General features: G+C 68.9%; 19 protein-coding genes. 11 read left to right on the plus strand and 8 right to left on the minus strand.

The genetic code is table 11. The features are described 5' to 3' along the window. Window positions 1–7: 7 nt before the first annotated feature. Window positions 8–1,414 carry an NfeD family protein gene (locus tag LRK53_RS12960; RefSeq protein ID WP_425504509.1) on the minus strand — a complete coding sequence of 469 codons (1,407 nt, stop codon included), beginning with the start codon at window positions 1,412–1,414 and terminating at the stop codon, window positions 8–10. On the opposite strand from LRK53_RS12960, the gene LRK53_RS12965 reads away from it, so the two are divergent. Then, entirely contained in the window at window positions 1,383–1,976 is a 594-nt protein-coding gene (locus tag LRK53_RS12965; protein ID WP_235642265.1) for a cupin domain-containing protein, read from the plus strand. The genes LRK53_RS12960 and LRK53_RS12965 overlap by 32 nt on opposite strands. On the opposite strand, the gene thpR is transcribed toward LRK53_RS12965, so the two are convergent. Continuing rightward, the gene (gene thpR / locus LRK53_RS12970) at window positions 1,967–2,599 is read right to left on the minus strand and encodes an RNA 2',3'-cyclic phosphodiesterase (protein ID WP_027491801.1); all 633 of its coding nucleotides are present in this window, start codon (window positions 2,597–2,599) and stop codon (window positions 1,967–1,969) included. The two genes, LRK53_RS12965 and thpR, sit on opposite strands and share 10 nt — an antisense overlap. Before the next feature lie 31 nt (window positions 2,600–2,630). Further along, window positions 2,631–3,473, minus strand: coding sequence for a DUF3014 domain-containing protein (locus tag LRK53_RS12975; RefSeq protein WP_235642266.1), 843 nt, complete (start codon window positions 3,471–3,473; stop codon window positions 2,631–2,633). A gap of 258 nt (window positions 3,474–3,731) precedes the next feature. Between LRK53_RS12975 and LRK53_RS12980 the strand changes: the two genes are divergently transcribed. After that, window positions 3,732–4,202, plus strand: coding sequence for a hypothetical protein (locus tag LRK53_RS12980; RefSeq protein WP_027491802.1), 471 nt, complete (start codon window positions 3,732–3,734; stop codon window positions 4,200–4,202). 19 nt (window positions 4,203–4,221) lie between these two features. On the opposite strand, the gene LRK53_RS12985 is transcribed toward LRK53_RS12980, so the two are convergent. Both LRK53_RS12985 and LRK53_RS12990 read right to left on the minus strand, forming a co-directional pair. Then, window positions 4,222–4,983 (minus strand): ABC transporter permease, encoded by a 762-nt coding sequence (locus LRK53_RS12985; RefSeq protein WP_027491803.1) that lies wholly within the window; start codon window positions 4,981–4,983, stop codon window positions 4,222–4,224. Then, complete coding sequence (locus LRK53_RS12990; RefSeq protein ID WP_027491804.1) at window positions 4,980–5,906, minus strand: ABC transporter ATP-binding protein; 927 nt, start codon at window positions 5,904–5,906, stop codon at window positions 4,980–4,982. Before LRK53_RS12990 ends, LRK53_RS12985 begins: the two co-directional genes overlap by 4 nt. Window positions 5,907–6,036: 130 nt before the next feature. Here LRK53_RS12990 and LRK53_RS12995 point away from each other — a divergent pair, with 130 nt between their 5' ends. From LRK53_RS12995 to LRK53_RS13010, 4 genes are all read left to right on the plus strand, one after another. Next, a complete protein-coding gene (locus LRK53_RS12995; RefSeq protein WP_027491805.1) occupies window positions 6,037–7,674 on the plus strand; it encodes a Na+/H+ antiporter in 1,638 nt (545 codons plus the stop codon). 66 nt (window positions 7,675–7,740) lie between these two features. Continuing rightward, window positions 7,741–8,280 (plus strand): lipocalin family protein, encoded by a 540-nt coding sequence (locus LRK53_RS13000; protein ID WP_037089050.1) that lies wholly within the window; start codon window positions 7,741–7,743, stop codon window positions 8,278–8,280. 295 nt (window positions 8,281–8,575) lie between these two features. After that, window positions 8,576–9,343, plus strand: coding sequence for an ATP-binding cassette domain-containing protein (locus tag LRK53_RS13005; RefSeq protein WP_235642276.1), 768 nt, complete (start codon window positions 8,576–8,578; stop codon window positions 9,341–9,343). After that, window positions 9,340–10,848, plus strand: coding sequence for an ABC transporter permease/substrate-binding protein (locus tag LRK53_RS13010; RefSeq protein ID WP_027491806.1), 1,509 nt, complete (start codon window positions 9,340–9,342; stop codon window positions 10,846–10,848). Before LRK53_RS13005 ends, LRK53_RS13010 begins: the two co-directional genes overlap by 4 nt. Window positions 10,849–11,115: 267 nt before the next feature. Here the strand turns inward: LRK53_RS13010 and LRK53_RS13015 are convergent, their stop codons facing one another. Continuing rightward, a complete protein-coding gene (locus LRK53_RS13015) occupies window positions 11,116–11,460 on the minus strand; it encodes a zinc ribbon domain-containing protein YjdM (protein WP_027491807.1) in 345 nt (114 codons plus the stop codon). 175 nt (window positions 11,461–11,635) lie between these two features. Here LRK53_RS13015 and LRK53_RS13020 point away from each other — a divergent pair, with 175 nt between their 5' ends. Together LRK53_RS13020 and LRK53_RS13025 are read left to right on the plus strand one after the other, a co-directional pair. Then, window positions 11,636–12,187 carry a protein tyrosine phosphatase family protein gene (locus tag LRK53_RS13020; protein ID WP_027491808.1) on the plus strand — a complete coding sequence of 184 codons (552 nt, stop codon included), beginning with the start codon at window positions 11,636–11,638 and terminating at the stop codon, window positions 12,185–12,187. A 46-nt stretch (window positions 12,188–12,233) separates the two neighbouring features. Continuing rightward, complete coding sequence (locus LRK53_RS13025) at window positions 12,234–13,199, plus strand: DMT family transporter (RefSeq protein ID WP_081666549.1); 966 nt, start codon at window positions 12,234–12,236, stop codon at window positions 13,197–13,199. A gap of 22 nt (window positions 13,200–13,221) precedes the next feature. Here the strand turns inward: LRK53_RS13025 and LRK53_RS13030 are convergent, their stop codons facing one another. Both LRK53_RS13030 and LRK53_RS13035 read right to left on the minus strand, forming a co-directional pair. Further along, window positions 13,222–13,485: a hypothetical protein gene (locus LRK53_RS13030; protein WP_235642278.1), complete on the minus strand. Its 264-nt coding sequence runs from the start codon at window positions 13,483–13,485 to the stop codon at window positions 13,222–13,224. After that, window positions 13,461–13,901, minus strand: coding sequence for a 2'-5' RNA ligase family protein (locus tag LRK53_RS13035; protein ID WP_235642280.1), 441 nt, complete (start codon window positions 13,899–13,901; stop codon window positions 13,461–13,463). Before LRK53_RS13035 ends, LRK53_RS13030 begins: the two co-directional genes overlap by 25 nt. A gap of 709 nt (window positions 13,902–14,610) precedes the next feature. On the opposite strand from LRK53_RS13035, the gene LRK53_RS13040 reads away from it, so the two are divergent. From LRK53_RS13040 to LRK53_RS13050, 3 genes are all read left to right on the plus strand, one after another. Then, window positions 14,611–14,778 (plus strand): hypothetical protein, encoded by a 168-nt coding sequence (locus LRK53_RS13040; RefSeq protein ID WP_185754578.1) that lies wholly within the window; start codon window positions 14,611–14,613, stop codon window positions 14,776–14,778. Between the two features lie 123 nt (window positions 14,779–14,901). After that, a complete protein-coding gene (locus LRK53_RS13045) occupies window positions 14,902–15,054 on the plus strand; it encodes a hypothetical protein (protein ID WP_185754579.1) in 153 nt (50 codons plus the stop codon). Window positions 15,055–15,173: 119 nt separating this feature from the next. After that, on the plus strand, window positions 15,174–15,485 hold the full coding sequence (locus LRK53_RS13050; protein WP_185754580.1) for a hypothetical protein: 312 nt from the start codon (window positions 15,174–15,176) through the stop codon (window positions 15,483–15,485). Window positions 15,486–15,496 lie beyond the last annotated feature (11 nt).

Here is a 15,496-nt window from a genome sequence, read left to right on the forward strand (position 1 = left end):
CCGTCTCTCATGGATGGGTCGCGTCGGCTGGCGCCGGCTCGACCCGCAACAGCAAACCCTGCCGCGACACCACGCGCACCCGCGCACCAGCCGGCAAGGCGATATTGCTATGCACGCGCCAGCGCTCGCCGCGCACCAGCATCCACGCCTCGCCGTTGGCGCCCACCGGCTCCAGCAGTTCGCCGATATCCATCCGCATCGCCGCGTCGCCGGTGGCCTGATGCGCGCGGCGCGAACGGAACACCAGCCACACGATCAGCGCCAGCAGCGCGGCTGCGCCCACCGCGATGCCGGCGATCACGCCGAGGTTGACACCATAGCCGGGCACACCGGTATTCATCAGCATCACCGAGCCCGTCACGAACGCCACCAGTCCGCCGACGCCGAACGCGCCCACGCTGGGGTTGGCCGCCTCCGCCACCAGCAGGCCGACGCCCAGCGCCATCAAGGCCAGCCCGGCGTAGTTCACCGGCAGCAGCTGCAGCGCGTACAGGCCGACCAGCAGGCTGATGCCGCCGACGATGCCCGGCAGCATCGCGCCGGGGTGCATCGCTTCCAGCGCCAGTCCGAAGATGCCGGCCAGCAGCAGCAGGTAGGCGATGGTGGGATTGGTGATGATTGCCAGGAAGCGCGTGCGCGCGCCGGGTGCGTACTCGCGCACGGACGCACCCTTTAGCTGCAGCGTGACATCGCGCTCGCCCACCCGTACCTTGCGCCCGTCTGCCTTGGCCAGCAGGTCGGCCACGTCCGCCGCCACGAAGTCGACCACGTGCTGCTGCGCGGCCTCGCTGGCAGTCAGCGTGGCCGCACCGCGCACCGCCTGTTCGGCCCACTGCGCGTTGCGCCCGCGCAACTGCGCCAGCGAGCGGATGTAGGCGATCGCGTCGTTCATCACCTTGTGCGACTCGGCGTCGTTGCCTGCTGCCGCTTCGTCTTTGGCAGCAGAACCCGCCGGCGCCGGCTGCTCGCCGGTTTTTGGCAGCGGCATCGGCGTGGCGCCACCCAGCGACACTGGCGTGGCCGCGCCCAAGTGGGTCGCCGGCGCCATCGCGGCGATCTGCCCCGCATACAGGATGTAGGTGCCAGCCGAGGCCGCGCGGGCGCCAGCGGGGGCCACGTACACCAGCACCGGCACCTTGCTGGCCAGCATGCCGGCGATGATCTGCCGCATCGAGTCGGCTAGCCCGCCGGGCGTATCCAGGCGCAGCACGATCGCCACCGCGCCATCGGCCACGGCGCGTTTCGAGGCGTCGTCGAAGTATTCGGCGGCGGCCGGACCGATCGGACCATCCAGCGCGATCTGCGCCACCATCGGCCGGCTTGCCGTGGGTTGGCCGGTCTCCGCCGCCAGCACCGTGACTACCGGCAGCATGCAGCAGCACATGATCCATGCCACCCTCGACCAGCGCTTCATCGGACCTGCCTCCCGCCGATTCGTCATCGACGCAACCATCCTAGCGCGGACGGCGCGCACAAACTCGTCAATCGCAACTACCGGCAACCATTCCAGGGAAACCGTCATGCCAAGAATCGATACAGCTACCGTCCCGGAACGCAAGGGCTCCGGCTATCCGCCGCCTTATGCGGCGTTCGCCGGCGAACGCCGCAAGCAGGCGCTGGGCGACGCTGGCGGCTTGACCGACTTCGGCGTCAACCTCACCCACTTGCCGGCAGGCGCCTGGTCCAGCCAGCGCCACTGGCATTCGCACGAGGACGAATTCGTCTACGTGCTGTCGGGCGAACTGGTGCTACTCAGCGACGCCGGCGAACAAGTGCTGCGCGCCGGCGACTGTGCGGCGTTTCCCCGCAATGTCGCCGATGGCCACCACCTGATCAATCGCAGCGGGGAAATGGCCGTTTACCTGGAAATCGGCTCACGCTCGAACGAGGATGCCTGCAGCTATCCCGACATCGACCTGCATCTGGAACGCGGCGCAGACCGTTATTCGCACAAGGACGGAACACCCTATGCCTGAATTCCTGGGCTGTCGTGCGACAGCGGCCATTCCGCCAGCACGTGGTAATCCGCCTGGCCGACCACGCTGTGCAGCAGCGCGACGCGATCGACCGGCCACACCAATGGCGCGACTGGCGTGGCATCCAGCACCACGCCGTGGCTGTAGGCGAGCGTGACGTGCGGCGTGAAGCCCGCTTCGAGACGACGGCCTTGCCCGGCCAGGAGTAGCGCATGGCGCAGCTCGTGCCACAGCTGCTGCAGCGGCGCGGGCACGCTGGCACTGCGAAGAATGCATGGCGGCTGCCGGCCGCGGAAGCCGGCGGCCTGGTCCAGCACCCACTCGAACGATGGCGTGCGCAAGCGCTGCGCCGCCGCGGTGGCGGCGGCAACCACGTCCTGCCGCAGCGACGCGTGGTCACCGAGAAAATGCAGCGTGACGTGGTAGCGCGCCGGCTTCACCCAGCGCGCGCGCAGCCCGGGCTGGCCGGAGCGCAGCGCGGCCGCGGCCTGCGCCAGCTGGGCGCGCGTCGCCGCGTCCGGCAACAGGGCCAGGAACAGCCGATGCACCTCGGCCGGTTGCGCGTTATTGCCGCCAAGCAGGTCGAGCTGGGTCGGGCCGGGAGGCGAAAGTTGCCGGTTCATCGTCAGGTGGCGGCCGAGATGACGCGCGAAACTAGCCCGCCGTGCCCGCCGGCGCGGGCAAGGCCTGTCCGACCAGCAGGCCGCGGATCGTGCGCAGTCTGGCCTTGATCCTCGCCTCGTTGGCCGTGCCCGCGCGCAGCAGCAGCTTCTGCCCGGTCGACAGCGATTCCAGCGCCGGGTCGGCGTAGACGTAGTATGCCTTCGAGCGCACCAGGGCCGGCGGCTGGGCGGGTTCCGGCGCGGCCAGCATGTCGTCGATCGCCACGATCAGGCGATCGTTGAAATAGCCCTTCGGGTAGCCCAGCTGCCGATACGCCTGCTGGAACAGCGGATAGGCGTGCACGTACCAGGCCACCAGCGCCTGCGGATCGACGGCGTCGACCACCCGCATGTACGGCGCGTAGCGCGCGGCGTTCGCGGCGCCGGGGACCGTGGCACCGCCCACCTCCTCGACCGCAAATGCCCCCTTGGGCGCATGCGCCGGCAGCGTGAATGCCGCCAGCCCGTCGTGGCGCGGCAGCGCATCGACGGTGGCGACGATGCGCGCGACCAGTTGCTGGCTCACCAGCAACGAGGACAGCTCGCTGTCCCCGGCCAGCGCGACGAGCGCCGCGGCCACGCTGGCATCGCTGTCGCCCAGCGCGGGCAGCGCCGCGGTCGATGCCGTTGCCGGGCCGGTCTGCACCTGTTCGATCGGATGCTGGACCGACGCCGTGGCGGGAGGCACGGCGGTGGATGCCGCCGCGGCCGGCGTGCTGGATGCCGGCACGCCGGGCTGCATCGCCTTGCGCGCGAGGTACACGCCGCCCGCCACGACGGCCAGTACCACTACCACCGCGCCGATCCAGCTGCCTGTCGATGATTGCCTGCGCACGTTCACCCCTTCTGTCGTCGCGTATCCGCTATGGACTCGTTCATCCGCGATTCGTTCATTGCGAGCGACCCCGCCACGCGAGCGTACCCGTTCCCTCGCTGCGCCGCGCCTTGCCCGGCCATAACAACCGGGTCACGTGCCCACAACGCCCCGGGGACTAAGAGCCAAGCGTGCAAGCCCGTCTTGCCGCGTGGCCCCGCGGGGTCGACCGGCCCGCCCATGCGGCAGCGCCCATGCCGGAAGCGGAGGCCTGCCCCGATGAAAACCCGCTGCGTATTCAGTACCAACGATCTGCCGGCCGCGCGTGCCGCGATGGCGGCCGCGCGCGAAGCCGGTGTCGACGACCGCGACATTTCGCTGGTCGCCCGCGAGGACATCGAACTGGAGAAGATCCCCGATCACCTGATGCAGGGACGCAACGACTTCTACCCCGCCGCCGTGCGCGGCGGCGTCTGCGGCGGCGGCACCGGCCTGCTGCTGGGGCTGGCCGCGGCCGCCGTGCCGCCGCTGGGCGTGACGCTGGGCGCCGCCTTCGGCACCTGCATCGGCGAGATCGTCGGCTTCGAGGTGCCCGATACGGTGAGCCGCAAGTTCAGCGACGAGATCGCCGCAGGACGCATTCTGGTGGTAATCGACGCCCGCCGCGAGCAGCTCGACGCGGCCGAACCGGCGGTGCTGCGCACCGGCGCGCGGGAGCTGCCGTTCCATGCGCACACCGCGCTGACCTGAATACGCCGGCATCCCCGGCTCAGGCCTTCAGGCGGTAGCCGCTGCGGAAGATCCACCACACTGCGGCCAGGCAGATCGCGAGGAACACCGCGGTCATCCCCACGCTGACGCCCATGCCGACGTCGGACACGCCGTAGAAGCTCCAGCGGAAGCCGCTGATCAGGTACACCACCGGATTGAACAGGGTGACCTTCTGCCAGAACGGCGGCAGCATGTGGATCGAGTAGAAGCTGCCGCCGAGGAAGGTCAGCGGCGTCACCACCAGCAGCGGCACCAGCTGCAGCTTCTCGAAGTTGTCCGCCCAGATGCCGATGATGAATCCGAACAGGCTGAAGGTGACCGCAGTGAGCAGCAGGAACGCCAGCATCCACAGCGGATGCTCGATGCCGAACGGCACGAACAGCCGCGCGGTGGCCAGGATGATCAGGCCCAGAATGATCGACTTGCTCGCCGCCGCGCCGACGTAGCCGGCCACGATTTCGAACGGCGACACCGGCGCCGACAGGATCTCGTAGATGGTGCCCACGAACTTCGGGAAGTAGATGCCGAACGAGGCGTTGGAGATGCTCTGCGTGAGCAGCGACAGCATGATCAGCCCCGGCACGATGAAGGCGCCGTAGCTGACCCCGTCGATGCCGTTCATGTGCGAGCCGATCGCCGCGCCGAACACCACGAAGTACAGCGAGGTGGAGATCACCGGCGAGACGATGCTCTGCAGCAGGGTGCGCCCGGTGCGCGCCATCTCGAAGCGGTAGATCGCGCGGATCGCGTAAAGATTCATGCGCGTTCCCTCAGCAGGCCGACGAAGATGTCCTCCAGCGAACTCTGCCGGGTCTGCAGGTCCTTGAAGTCGATGCCCGCCTCGCCGAGCCGGCGCAGCAGCACGTCGATGCCGGTGTGCTCGCCCTGCGCGTCGAACGTATAGACCAGTTGCCGGCAGTCGGCCGACAGCTGCAGCGGGTAGCCGGCCAGCGCCGCGGGGATGGCTTCCAGCGGATTCTGCAGGTGCAGGGTCAGCTGCTTGCGGCCGAGCTTCTCCATCAGCTCGGCCTTGTCCTCGACCAGGATCAGCTCGCCCTTGTGGATCACCCCGATGCGGTCGGCCATTTCCTCGGCCTCCTCGATGTAGTGGGTGGTCAGGATGATGGTGACGCCGGTGTCGCGCAGCGCGCGCACCATCGCCCACATGTCGCGACGCAATTCCACGTCGACGCCTGCGGTGGGCTCATCGAGGAACAGGATCTGCGGCTCGTGCGACAGCGCCTTGGCGATCATCACGCGCCGCTTCATGCCGCCGGACAGGGTGATCAGCTTGTTGTTGCGCTTGTCCCACAGCGAGAGGTCCTTCAGCACTTTCTCGATGTGCGCCGGGTTGGCGGCGCGACCGAACAGGCCGCGACTGAAGCTGACCGTGTTCCACACCGTCTCGAACGCGTCGGTGGTCAGCTCCTGCGGCACCAGGCCGATCTTCGCGCGCGCCGCGCGATAGTCGCGCACCACATCGTGGCCGTCGGCCAGCACGCTGCCCTCGCTGGGCTTGACGATGCCGCAGATGATGCTGATCAGGGTGGTCTTGCCGGCGCCGTTGGGGCCAAGCAGGGCGAAGATTTCGCCGCGACGGATCTCCAGGTCGATCCGCTTCAGCGCCTGGAAGCCGGAGGCGTAGGTCTTGCCGAGCTGGCGAACGATGATGATCGGCGGCATGCGATCTCCTGGGGAACGGATCGGTCGCGGGAGCGTCGATGGTATGCCATGTCGCTCCCGGCATGTCGTCGCCGTCGCTCGACGCGGCGGCCGCCGTGTTGCTAAGGTCGCAAACGCACCCGGACATCCCATGAACTCGATCGAAGTAGCCTTGGCCATGCTGCTGGCGGTGGTCGGCAGCGGCTACCTGGTACGCATGCTGCCGTTCTCGCTGCCGCTGCCGCTGGTGCAGATCGGGCTGGGCGCGGTGATCACCGGCGTGTTCAAGCATGGCGTGGCGCTCGACCCGGCCATCTTCTTCCTGCTGTTCCTGCCGCCGCTGCTGTTCCTCGACGGCTGGCGCATCCCCAAGGACGGGCTGATGCGCGACCGCGGCGCGATCCTGGCGCTGGCGCTGGGGTTGGTGGTGTTCACCGTGGTCGGCGTCGGTTTCCTGATCCACTGGCTGATCCCGGCGATGCCGCTGGCGGTGGCGTTCGCGCTGGCGGCGATCGTGTCGCCGACCGACCCGGTGGCGGTGTCGTCGATCACTGCGCGGGTGCCGATCCCGAAGCGGCTGATGCACATCCTCGAAGGCGAGTCGCTGCTCAACGACGCATCCGGCCTGGTCTGCTTCCGCTTCGCGGTGGCGGCGATGACCGGCAGCTTCTCGCTGCTGTCCGCGTCGCTGACCTTCCTGTGGGTGGCGCTGGCCGGGTTCGGCGTCGGCGTGGCGTTCACCGTGGCGGTGAGCTTCGCGCAACGCTGGCTGTCGCGGCACTTCGGCCAGGAGGCCGGCTCGCCGATCCTGATCAGCCTGCTGATCCCGTTCGGCGCCTATCTGCTGGCCGAACAGGTGCATGCCTCGGGCATTCTCGCCGCGGTGGCGGCCGGCATCACCATGAGCTATGTCGAGCTCAGCGGCCGCCTGCTGGCGACCACGCGCGTGCAGCGCACGGCGGTGTGGAACACCGTGCAGTTCGCCCTGAACGGCATCATGTTCGTGCTGCTGGGTGAACAGCTGCCCGCCAGTCTGCAGGGCGCGATGGAATCGGTGGCGCAAAGCGGCCATCGCAACCCCTGGTGGCTGCTGGTGTACGCGCTGGCGATCAATATCGGCCTGGCGCTGCTGCGCCTCGCCTGGGTCTGGATCTCGCTGCGGCTGAACGTGCTCAAGGCGCACCATCACGGCACCCCGGTGAGCCGGCCGCACTGGCGCCTATTGTTGGCGACCTCGCTGGCCGGCGTTCGCGGCGCGATCACCCTGGCCGGCGTGATGACGCTGCCGTTGCTGCTGCCCGACGGCACGCCCTTTCCCGCGCGCGAGCTGACGATCTTCCTCGCCACCGCGGTGATCCTGCTCTCGCTGCTGGTTGCCAGCATCGGCCTGCCGCCGCTGCTGAAAGGCCTGCAGCTGCCGCCGGAGCCGGCGGTGCAGCGGGAGGAGAACCTGGCCCGCCGGAGCGCCGCCAAGGCGGCGATCGCCGCCGTCGAGAAAGCCCAGCATGAACTGCTGGAAAAGGCGCCGGCCGGCGACGTCGATACCTACACCAACGCCGCCACGCGGGTGATCGCCCTGTACCAGCACTGGCTGGACGAGGACGCCTCCAGCGAAGACGAGGCGCGGCAGCTGCGCAAGGCCGACACGGCCGAACGCGAGCTGCGCCTGGCCGCGCTGCAGGGCCAGCGCGAGGCGGTCTTCGAACTGGCGCGCCACCGCCGTATCTCCGACGAGGTCTCGCGCCGGCTGGTGCGCGAGATCGACCTGCAGGAAGCGCGCTACCGCTAGACCGCCTGCCATGCTTCAACCATCCTTGGTCCCTCCCGCACCACGCACGCTCCACGGAACCAGGCCATGCATGTGTTTTGCCGATTGCTGATCGCGGCGACCCTGGCCTGCACCTGGCCGGTTGGCGCTGCCAGCTTGCCGAACCAGCCGGTGCCGTCACTGGACCTGCACCGCTACGCCGGCCAGTGGCACGAGGTCGCGCGCCTGCCGATGTACTTCGAGCGCAACTGCCTGGGTGCCGTGATCGCCACCTACACACCGAACCCCGATGGCACCGTGCACATCCACAACACCTGCCGCACCGGCAAGGGCCCGATGTCCGTGGATGGCGTAGCGCGGATCAAGGACAACCAGCCCGCGGCGCTGGAGGTGCGCTTCGCGCCGGCCTGGCTGACCTGGCTGCCGATGGCCTGGGCCGACTACTGGGTGATCGAGGTGGACGCCGACTACCAGTGGGCGGTGATCGGCAGCCCCGGGCGCAAGCACCTGTGGATACTCTCGCGCCGCCCCGCGATGGACCAGGCGCTGTTCCTGCAGCTCAAGGAACACTCGCGCCAGCGCGGTTACGCGGTCGGCCGGCTGATCATGACCGCGCCGCTGGATTGAGAGCCCGGCGCGCTCCATCCCGACCACGGCGAGGGCGCCAGGCAGCTGCGGCGGCGCGCCGACGGCGCGATGTACGACGCCGAGCGGCAAGGCGGCGACCACGCGCGGATGAGCGGCACGCCACAACGATCCGTGGCGTCGACGCCGCGGCCCGGCCCGGCCAGCACGGCGCTCGCCGGTAGCAGCCGGATCCGCCCTGCTGATAGGCTCACGCGCGCACCGCGGCCGCGGCGGCATCGCCCGCCCGCGCCGTTTCCCCGCCACCGAACCGAAGGTCGAGCTGCCATGACGCGCCATGTCCACGGCTGAGTCCGCCGGCGGCATCGCCTTCGCACTGGTGCAGGCGGGCAAGCGCTACGGCAGGCTGCAGGCGCTCGAACAGGTCACCCTGGCGTTCGCTGCCGGCACCACCACCGCGCTGATCGGCAGCAGCGGCTCGGGCAAGTCCACCGTGCTGCGCCTGCTGCTCGGGCTGGAGTGGCCGGACCACGGCCATGTCGAGATCGACGGCCAGCCCCTGCAGCGCGCCGACGTGCTGCCGCTGCGTCGGCGGGTCGGCTACGTGATCCAGGACGGCGGCCTGTTTCCGCACCTCACCGCGCTGGGCAACCTGGCCCTGTTGCCGCGCTACCTTGGGTGGGATCGCGAGCGGATCCGCCAGCGCGCGGAACAGCTCGCCGCGCTGACCCACCTGCCGGCGAACGTGCTGGAGCGCTATCCGGCCGAACTGTCCGGCGGTCAGCGCCAGCGCGTGGCGCTGATGCGCGCGCTGATGGCCGACCCCGACGCGCTGCTGCTGGACGAGCCGCTGGGCGCGCTCGACCCGGTGGTGCGGCACGAGCTGCAGGACGAGCTGAAGCAGATCTTCAACCAGCTCGGCAAGACGGTGATCGTGGTCACCCACGACCTCGCCGAAGCGGCCTGGTTCGCCGAGCGGCTGGTGCTGCTGCGCCAGGGCGCTGTGCTGCAGGACGGAGCTTTCCGCGACCTGCGCGAGTGCCCCGCCGACGCGTTCGTCAGCCGCTTCGTCGCCGCGCAGCGACGCTTGCCGGAGGCTCCGTGATGCACCGCCTGCTGAGCGCGCCGATGCTGCTGGCGGCCTGCCTGCTGCTGGGTCCATGTCTGCAGCCCGCGCCGGCGCAGGCCGCGCCGGTACGCATCGGCTCCAAGCAGTTCACCGAGTCGGTGATCCTCGGCGAACTGGCGCTGGCCGGCGCACGCGAAGCCGGCATCGACGCGATGCACCGGCGCGAGCTGGGCGGCACCCGCATCCTGTGGCGCGCCCTGCTCGACGGCGAGATCGACGCCTATCCCGAGTACACCGGCACGCTCACCCAGGAACTGCTGAAGGGCATGCCGGCGAACGCGGACATCGCCAGCCTGCGCGCGCGGCTGAAACCCCTGGGCGTCGGCATCACCGACTCGCTCGGCTTCAGCGACAGCTATGCGCTCGGCATGCGCGACGATGTCGCCGCGCGGCTGGGCATCCGGGACATTTCCGACCTGCTGCAGCACCCCGGCCTGCGCTTCGGCTTTTCCAACGAGTTCATGGACCGCGGCGACGGCTGGCCCGGCCTGCGCCAACGCTACGGCCTGCCGCAGGCGAAGGTGAGCGGTCTCGACCACGCGCTGTCGTACCGCGCGGTGGCCAGCGGCGCGGTCGACGCGATCGACCTGTACAGCACCGACGCGGAAATCCCCTACTACCACCTGCGCACGCTGCGCGACGACCGCCATTACTTCCCGCGCTACGACGCGGTCTACCTGTACCGCCTGGCGCTGGAGCAGAGCGCCCCCGCCTTCGTCGGCGTGCTGCGCAAATTCGCCGGCAGCATCGACGAGGACGCGATGCGCGCGATGAACGCGCGGGTGAAGCTGCGCGGCGTGAAGGAAAACGTGGTGGCTGCCAGTTTCCTCGGCATCCATGCGCACGACCACGAGGGCGGCCGGTGGACGCAACTGCTCCAGCGCAGCGTCGAACACCTCAGGCTGGTGGCGATCTCGCTCGGGCTGGCCATGCTGCTGGCGATCCCGCTGGGCATCCTGGCGGCCCGGCGGCGGCGTCTCGGCCAGTGGCTGATCGGCTTGACCGGCATCCTGCAGACGGTGCCGTCGCTGGCGATGTTCGTGTTCATGATCCCGCTGCTCGGCATCGGCACCTGGCCGGCGATCGCCGCGCTGTTCCTGTACAGCCTGCTGCCGATCGTGCGCAACACACACGCCGGCCTGATCGGCATCGCCCCGGAACTGCGCGAGTCCGCCGCCGCGCTGGGCCTGCCGCCCGGCGTGCGCCTGCGCTGGGTCGAGTTGCCGCTGGCGATGCGCTCGATCCTGGCCGGGATCAAGACCGCGGCGGTGATCAACGTGGGCACCGCCACGCTGGCGGCGCTGATCGGCGCCGGCGGCTACGGCCAGCCGATCCTCACCGGCATCCGGCTGGACGACGTGGGCCTGATCCTGCAGGGCGCGATCCCGGCCGCCGTGCTGGCGCTGCTGGTGCAGGGCCTGTTCGAACTGGTCGAGCGCCGGCTGACCCCGCGCGGGCTGCGGCTCGAAGCACGCCAGTAGGCCCGCGCGCGCTCAGAGCCTGTTCATGATCTCCAAGTACCCCGCGCCGGGAGCTGTTTGTCCGCAGGCCAAGGAAGAACGTGGGCACGCGGGGAGAGTCCATGGATGGACTCGGCTTTGAGGAGCTGAGGAGTGGACGTCCGTCCACGACCGAGTGATGACGCCGGCATGCGGACAAACAGACCCGGCCCGAAGGGTTGTCATCGAGCGGCTGCGAGGCAGTCGCTCGATGACAACGCGGGGCACTTGGAGATCATGAACAGGCTCTCAAGCCTTCTTCAGGAAACACGCCTTCAGCACCAGCCCCTTGATCTTGTCCGAGCTGCCTTCGATGTGCTCGTCGTCGCCGTCGACCAGGCGGATGTTGCGGATCACCGTGCCCTGCTTCAGCGGGATCGACGACCCCTTCACCTTCAGGTCCTTGATCACCGTCACCGTGTCGCCACTGGCAAGCACGTTGCCGTTGACGTCGCGCACCACCAGCGCGGCGTCGCCTGCCTGGGTTGCCGCCGCGATCGGCCACTCGTGGCCGCAGTCGGCGCAGACGTAGTTGTCGCCGTCCGGATAGGTGTTTTCCATCGCGCACAGCGGGCAGGCGGGGATGTCGGACATCGGTCGATCCTGGTCGTCCAATCAATGGGCCAGCGATTATACTGGCCAGCGGAGCATGGCTTGCCCCGGCCAGGTGGCCCGGACGGCAGCACCCGTGATCATCGCCGGATCCTCGACCACTCGAGCCCCGACTCGACTATCCTGACCGTCTCCCCCTTCCCCGAGACATACGCCGATGTACCGCCTACTGCTGCTGTTGCTGGCACTTGCCCTGTCCGCTTCCGTCGCCGCCGCCGCGCCGGAAGAAGCCGCCTTGGCCGGGCTTCCTCATGTTGCGTTCCCCGCGCCGCACCGCGTGGCCTCCGGGCGCCTGCAGGCCAGTGACATCCCCGCGCTAAAGCGCGCCGGCACCCGCCAGGTGATCGACCTCAGCCTGGACAGCGAGACGCCCGACTTCGACGAAGCCGCCGCCGTGCGGGCGGCCGGCATCGGCTATCACAACCTGCCGATCCGCGGCGCCGGCGATCTCACCCGCGACCGCGTGGTGCAGTTCGACCGCCTGCTGCGCGAGGCCGGCGAGCAGCCGACCCTGGTGCATTGCGCCAGCAGCAACCGGGTGGGTGCGATGATCGCCCTGCGCGCCGCGCTGCTCGGCGGCCAGTCGACCGACGCCGCGCTGGCGGAAGGCCGTCGCTGGGGACTGAAGAGCCTGGAACCGGCCGTGCGCGAGCGGCTGCAGGCGTGGTCGAGCGAGGCCACGGAAGCCGCGACGCCGCCCGCACACTGAAGCGCCGCGCCCGGCGGCGCCAAAGCCGGCGCGCAAGTGGGGTACCATGCGCGCCACCTCGAACTGCCCCGCCACGGCCCTGGACCCGATCCCCGCATCGCCGCCCGTTCCCACCCCGCTGCCGCTGCGCGCGGTGCTGCTGATGCTGGGCAGCGCCGGCTTCTTCGCGCTGATGGCGGTGACCATCCGCTTCGCCTCGGCCCAGCTGCACCCGTTCCAGATCACCTTCTTCCGCAGCGCGTTCGGTGCCTTGTTCGCCCTGCCGCTGCTGCATGGGCACGGCTGGGCGCTGCTGCGTACGCCGCGCTTCGGTTTCTACGTGATGCGCTGCGTGCTCGGCATGGGCGGCATGCTGGCCGGCTTCTGGGCGATCGTGAACCTGCCGCTGGCCGAGGCGGTGGCGCTGTCGTACTCCTCGCCCTTGTTCGTCACCATCGGCGCGGTGATCTTTCTCGGCGAAGTCGTGCGCCGGCGCCGCTGGAGCGCGGTGGTGGCCGGCTTCATCGGCGTGCTGGTGATCGTGCGGCCCGGCAGCGCGGCGTTCGCCGCCGGCAGCCTGGTGGCCCTGCTCGCGGCGGCGTTGACCGGCGCGGTGACGATCAGCATCAAGTCGCTGACCGGCAGCGAGCCGGCCGACCGCATCGTGCTGCTGACCACGCTGCTGTGGGTGCCGCTGTCGCTGCCCGCCGCGCTGGCCGTATGGCAATGGCCGCATGCCGCCATCTGGCCGTGGCTGGTGTTGTCCGGCGCGCTGGGCACCAGCGGCCACTGGTGCTGGACGCGCGCGCTGCGGCTGGCCGACGCCTCGCTGCTGGCGCCGTTCAGCTACCTGCAATTGCTGATCGTGGCCGTGCTGGCGTGGTGGATCTTCGGCGAACAGGTGGATCGCTACACCGCGGCAGGCGCGGCCATCATCATCGGTGCCAGCCTGTACATCGCCCACCGCGAACACAGCCTGGCGCGCCAGCGGCGCCGCGAGGTGCGCGCCGCGAACGCCGAGCCGCCGATCTGACGCGAGCCGCGTCCGGCGCCAATCACTCCACGTCGGACCAGTCAGTCAGCTCCGCAAGATCCGGCAGGTCCACCACGCTGGCCAGCTCCGCCAGCAGGTCGAGTGGCTCGGGCGCGGCGCCTGCCGCCAGCGGCCAGCGGCCTACCACTTCGTACTTCGACTGGCCGAAGAAGCTGCGGATCAGCACGAACTCGGACACCTGCCACTGGATCGCCGCGACCGATTCCTCGACCGCGTCGACCGCATGGCCGTGCAGCAGGCTCACGTGCGGCAGGAAGCTGGACACGCCACTGACCTGCAGGCCCGCGCCACGGCAATCGCCTTGCGCAGCTCCAGCGCCGCGGCGGTGGTGAGCCCGTCCGCGCACAGCACGAACGGGAACTGCCCGTCCCTGGCGCTGAAGCGCATCGCTGCATCCAGCGTCACGGTGAACCCCTGGGCGCGCACGTCGCTGGCCGCGGCCAGCAGCGATTCTTCCAGCGGCCGGCGCAATCGCTCAGGCTTGCCCATCGGGCACAGCGTCAGGTGCAGGTCGTCGATGCCGACCGGCGTTCCCTCGACCCGGTGCGACTTGCGGAAACGCTCGCCCACGCCGGCGATCGCACGACGCGTCTGCTCATCCGGCAGCAACGCAAAAAAGTAGTTGATGCCGGCGGCGAGTTCGAACGGGTTCAATGAAGTGGAAATGAGCGCTGCCTCCATGCCATCGCCTGAAATAAGCCGAGCCGCGAAGCGGCTTCGGCTTGAATGAAGTTTTAGAGCCGCTACCGCTCACTGGCAGCCCCTGCGATTTGCTTGCAGAGAAGCGCAGCCGACCTAGGACATTGGTTCCGAGCTGAGGTTGCGACTCTATTCAGCTCAGTAGTCAAGGCGGAGCCATTGATGTGGCGCAACACGAAGACTCGGAACTTGGGGTCACTGGCGATGAGCTGCTGTGCTTGGCTGAGCGAATCCCAGCGAGTAGCAAGCAGGTGGACGATCTTGTCGGTGAATCCCTCAGCAATGGAACCATCGTCGCAATGACCATACTGCCTATAGGATGCATAGATGGATTGCCATGAGGCAAGCGAATCAACGGAGCTCTCAGCGGCCTGCGCCTCTGCAGTGGTGCACTTCTGCGCCCAGGCAGAGGAAGCGACTAAAAGAAGGACTATGGCAGTTGCAATGCGCATCATGCGGCTCTAACACGCCAGTGACCCGTTGCCGACTGTCCCGCGACACCAAGTCGGCCAGTCAATGGGATCCAGCTTGCCGTTTGTCCATCGGACGCACAAGTACCATCCTCGTCTGCATCCCGAGGCAGCGGTCATCTATCCCGCTCTGCGGGATGATCCGGAACAACTGACCGGACGGCTTCCGGCACGGGACCCGCGTGTGTAGATTCGGCGAACCCGCATATGTGATCCAGCCCATGTCGCCACGATTCGTCGCCACCCTGCTCTGCCTGTCCGCGTTCTCGGCGCCCATGGCGACGGCCATGGAGGCAGCTCGACCGCAGGCGCGCAATTTCTTCCAGGAACTCAAGCCGCTGCCCAACGACCTGGCGCGCTACCAGTACCTGCATCGGCTGATGCCGTAACTTTCGGACGACGACCGCAAGCAGGCGCGCCAGTTCCTCGCCTTTGCCGACGCTAATCTCGGCCTGTACCGGGCCGCCGTCAGCGACTTTCCGTTCGCCAGTGCGGGCCGCGCCGACCGGGCCATGCCGTCACCGACGCAATGGCAGGCCGTCAACGCGGTGGATGCCATCACCAGGCTCGCTGCGAACCGCCGCATCGTGATGGTCAACGAAGCCTATCACGACCCGCATACCCGCCTGCTCACGCTGGCCTTGCTGCCGCGCCTGCGTGCCTAGGCTTCACCCACTTCGCTGCCGAGGCGCTCGACAAAAGGGATACCGAACTGGCCCACCGCGGTTACGCACTGGCCACGAGCGGCAGCGAATACCTGCGCGAACCGCTGTACGGCGACATCGTGCGCGAGGCGATCCGGCTCGGCTTCGTGATCGTGCCGTACGAGTCATCCGACATGACGCCGAAGATCCGGGAAAACAGCCAGGCCGATAATCTGTATCGCCGTGTTTTCATGGCAGACCCGGCGGCACGCCTGTTCGTGCATGCCGGTTATGCGCACATCGACAAGGCTCCCGGCGGGCTGGGTGAGGATGTCAGACCGATGGCGATGGAACTGAAGCGATTGAGCGGTTTCGATCCCCTGTCCATCAACCAGACCGTATTCAGCGGAGTCGATCCCCCCCGCGACAGTCGCCGCCTTACCAGCAACTGATTGCGGCATTG

This window comes from Rhodanobacter thiooxydans, assembly GCF_021545845.1.
Lineage (GTDB): Bacteria > Pseudomonadota > Gammaproteobacteria > Xanthomonadales > Rhodanobacteraceae > Rhodanobacter.

What these genes read in the sequence shown, in the direction of transcription:
- LRK53_RS13025 (WP_081666549.1), top strand. Translation starts at nt 12,234, where the DNA reads ATGCGCGCCACCTCGAACTGCCCCGCCACGGCCCTGGACCCGATCCCC.
- LRK53_RS13020 (WP_027491808.1), top strand. Translation starts at nt 11,636, where the DNA reads ATGTACCGCCTACTGCTGCTGTTGCTGGCACTTGCCCTGTCCGCTTCC.
- LRK53_RS12985 (WP_027491803.1), bottom strand. Translation starts at nt 4,983, where the DNA reads ATGAATCTTTACGCGATCCGCGCGATCTACCGCTTCGAGATGGCGCGC.
- LRK53_RS13040 (WP_185754578.1), top strand. Translation starts at nt 14,611, where the DNA reads ATGTCGCCACGATTCGTCGCCACCCTGCTCTGCCTGTCCGCGTTCTCG.
- LRK53_RS12990 (WP_027491804.1), bottom strand. Translation starts at nt 5,906, where the DNA reads ATGCCGCCGATCATCATCGTTCGCCAGCTCGGCAAGACCTACGCCTCC.
- thpR (WP_027491801.1), bottom strand. Translation starts at nt 2,599, where the DNA reads ATGAACCGGCAACTTTCGCCTCCCGGCCCGACCCAGCTCGACCTGCTT.
- LRK53_RS13000 (WP_037089050.1), top strand. Translation starts at nt 7,741, where the DNA reads ATGCATGTGTTTTGCCGATTGCTGATCGCGGCGACCCTGGCCTGCACC.
- LRK53_RS13035 (WP_235642280.1), bottom strand. Translation starts at nt 13,901, where the DNA reads ATGGAGGCAGCGCTCATTTCCACTTCATTGAACCCGTTCGAACTCGCC.
- LRK53_RS13005 (WP_235642276.1), top strand. Translation starts at nt 8,576, where the DNA reads ATGTCCACGGCTGAGTCCGCCGGCGGCATCGCCTTCGCACTGGTGCAG.
- LRK53_RS12980 (WP_027491802.1), top strand. Translation starts at nt 3,732, where the DNA reads ATGAAAACCCGCTGCGTATTCAGTACCAACGATCTGCCGGCCGCGCGT.
- LRK53_RS13015 (WP_027491807.1), bottom strand. Translation starts at nt 11,460, where the DNA reads ATGTCCGACATCCCCGCCTGCCCGCTGTGCGCGATGGAAAACACCTAT.
- LRK53_RS12995 (WP_027491805.1), top strand. Translation starts at nt 6,037, where the DNA reads ATGAACTCGATCGAAGTAGCCTTGGCCATGCTGCTGGCGGTGGTCGGC.
- LRK53_RS13045 (WP_185754579.1), top strand. Translation starts at nt 14,902, where the DNA reads ATGCCGTCACCGACGCAATGGCAGGCCGTCAACGCGGTGGATGCCATC.
- LRK53_RS12960 (WP_425504509.1), bottom strand. Translation starts at nt 1,414, where the DNA reads ATGAAGCGCTGGTCGAGGGTGGCATGGATCATGTGCTGCTGCATGCTG.
- LRK53_RS12965 (WP_235642265.1), top strand. Translation starts at nt 1,383, where the DNA reads ATGATCCATGCCACCCTCGACCAGCGCTTCATCGGACCTGCCTCCCGC.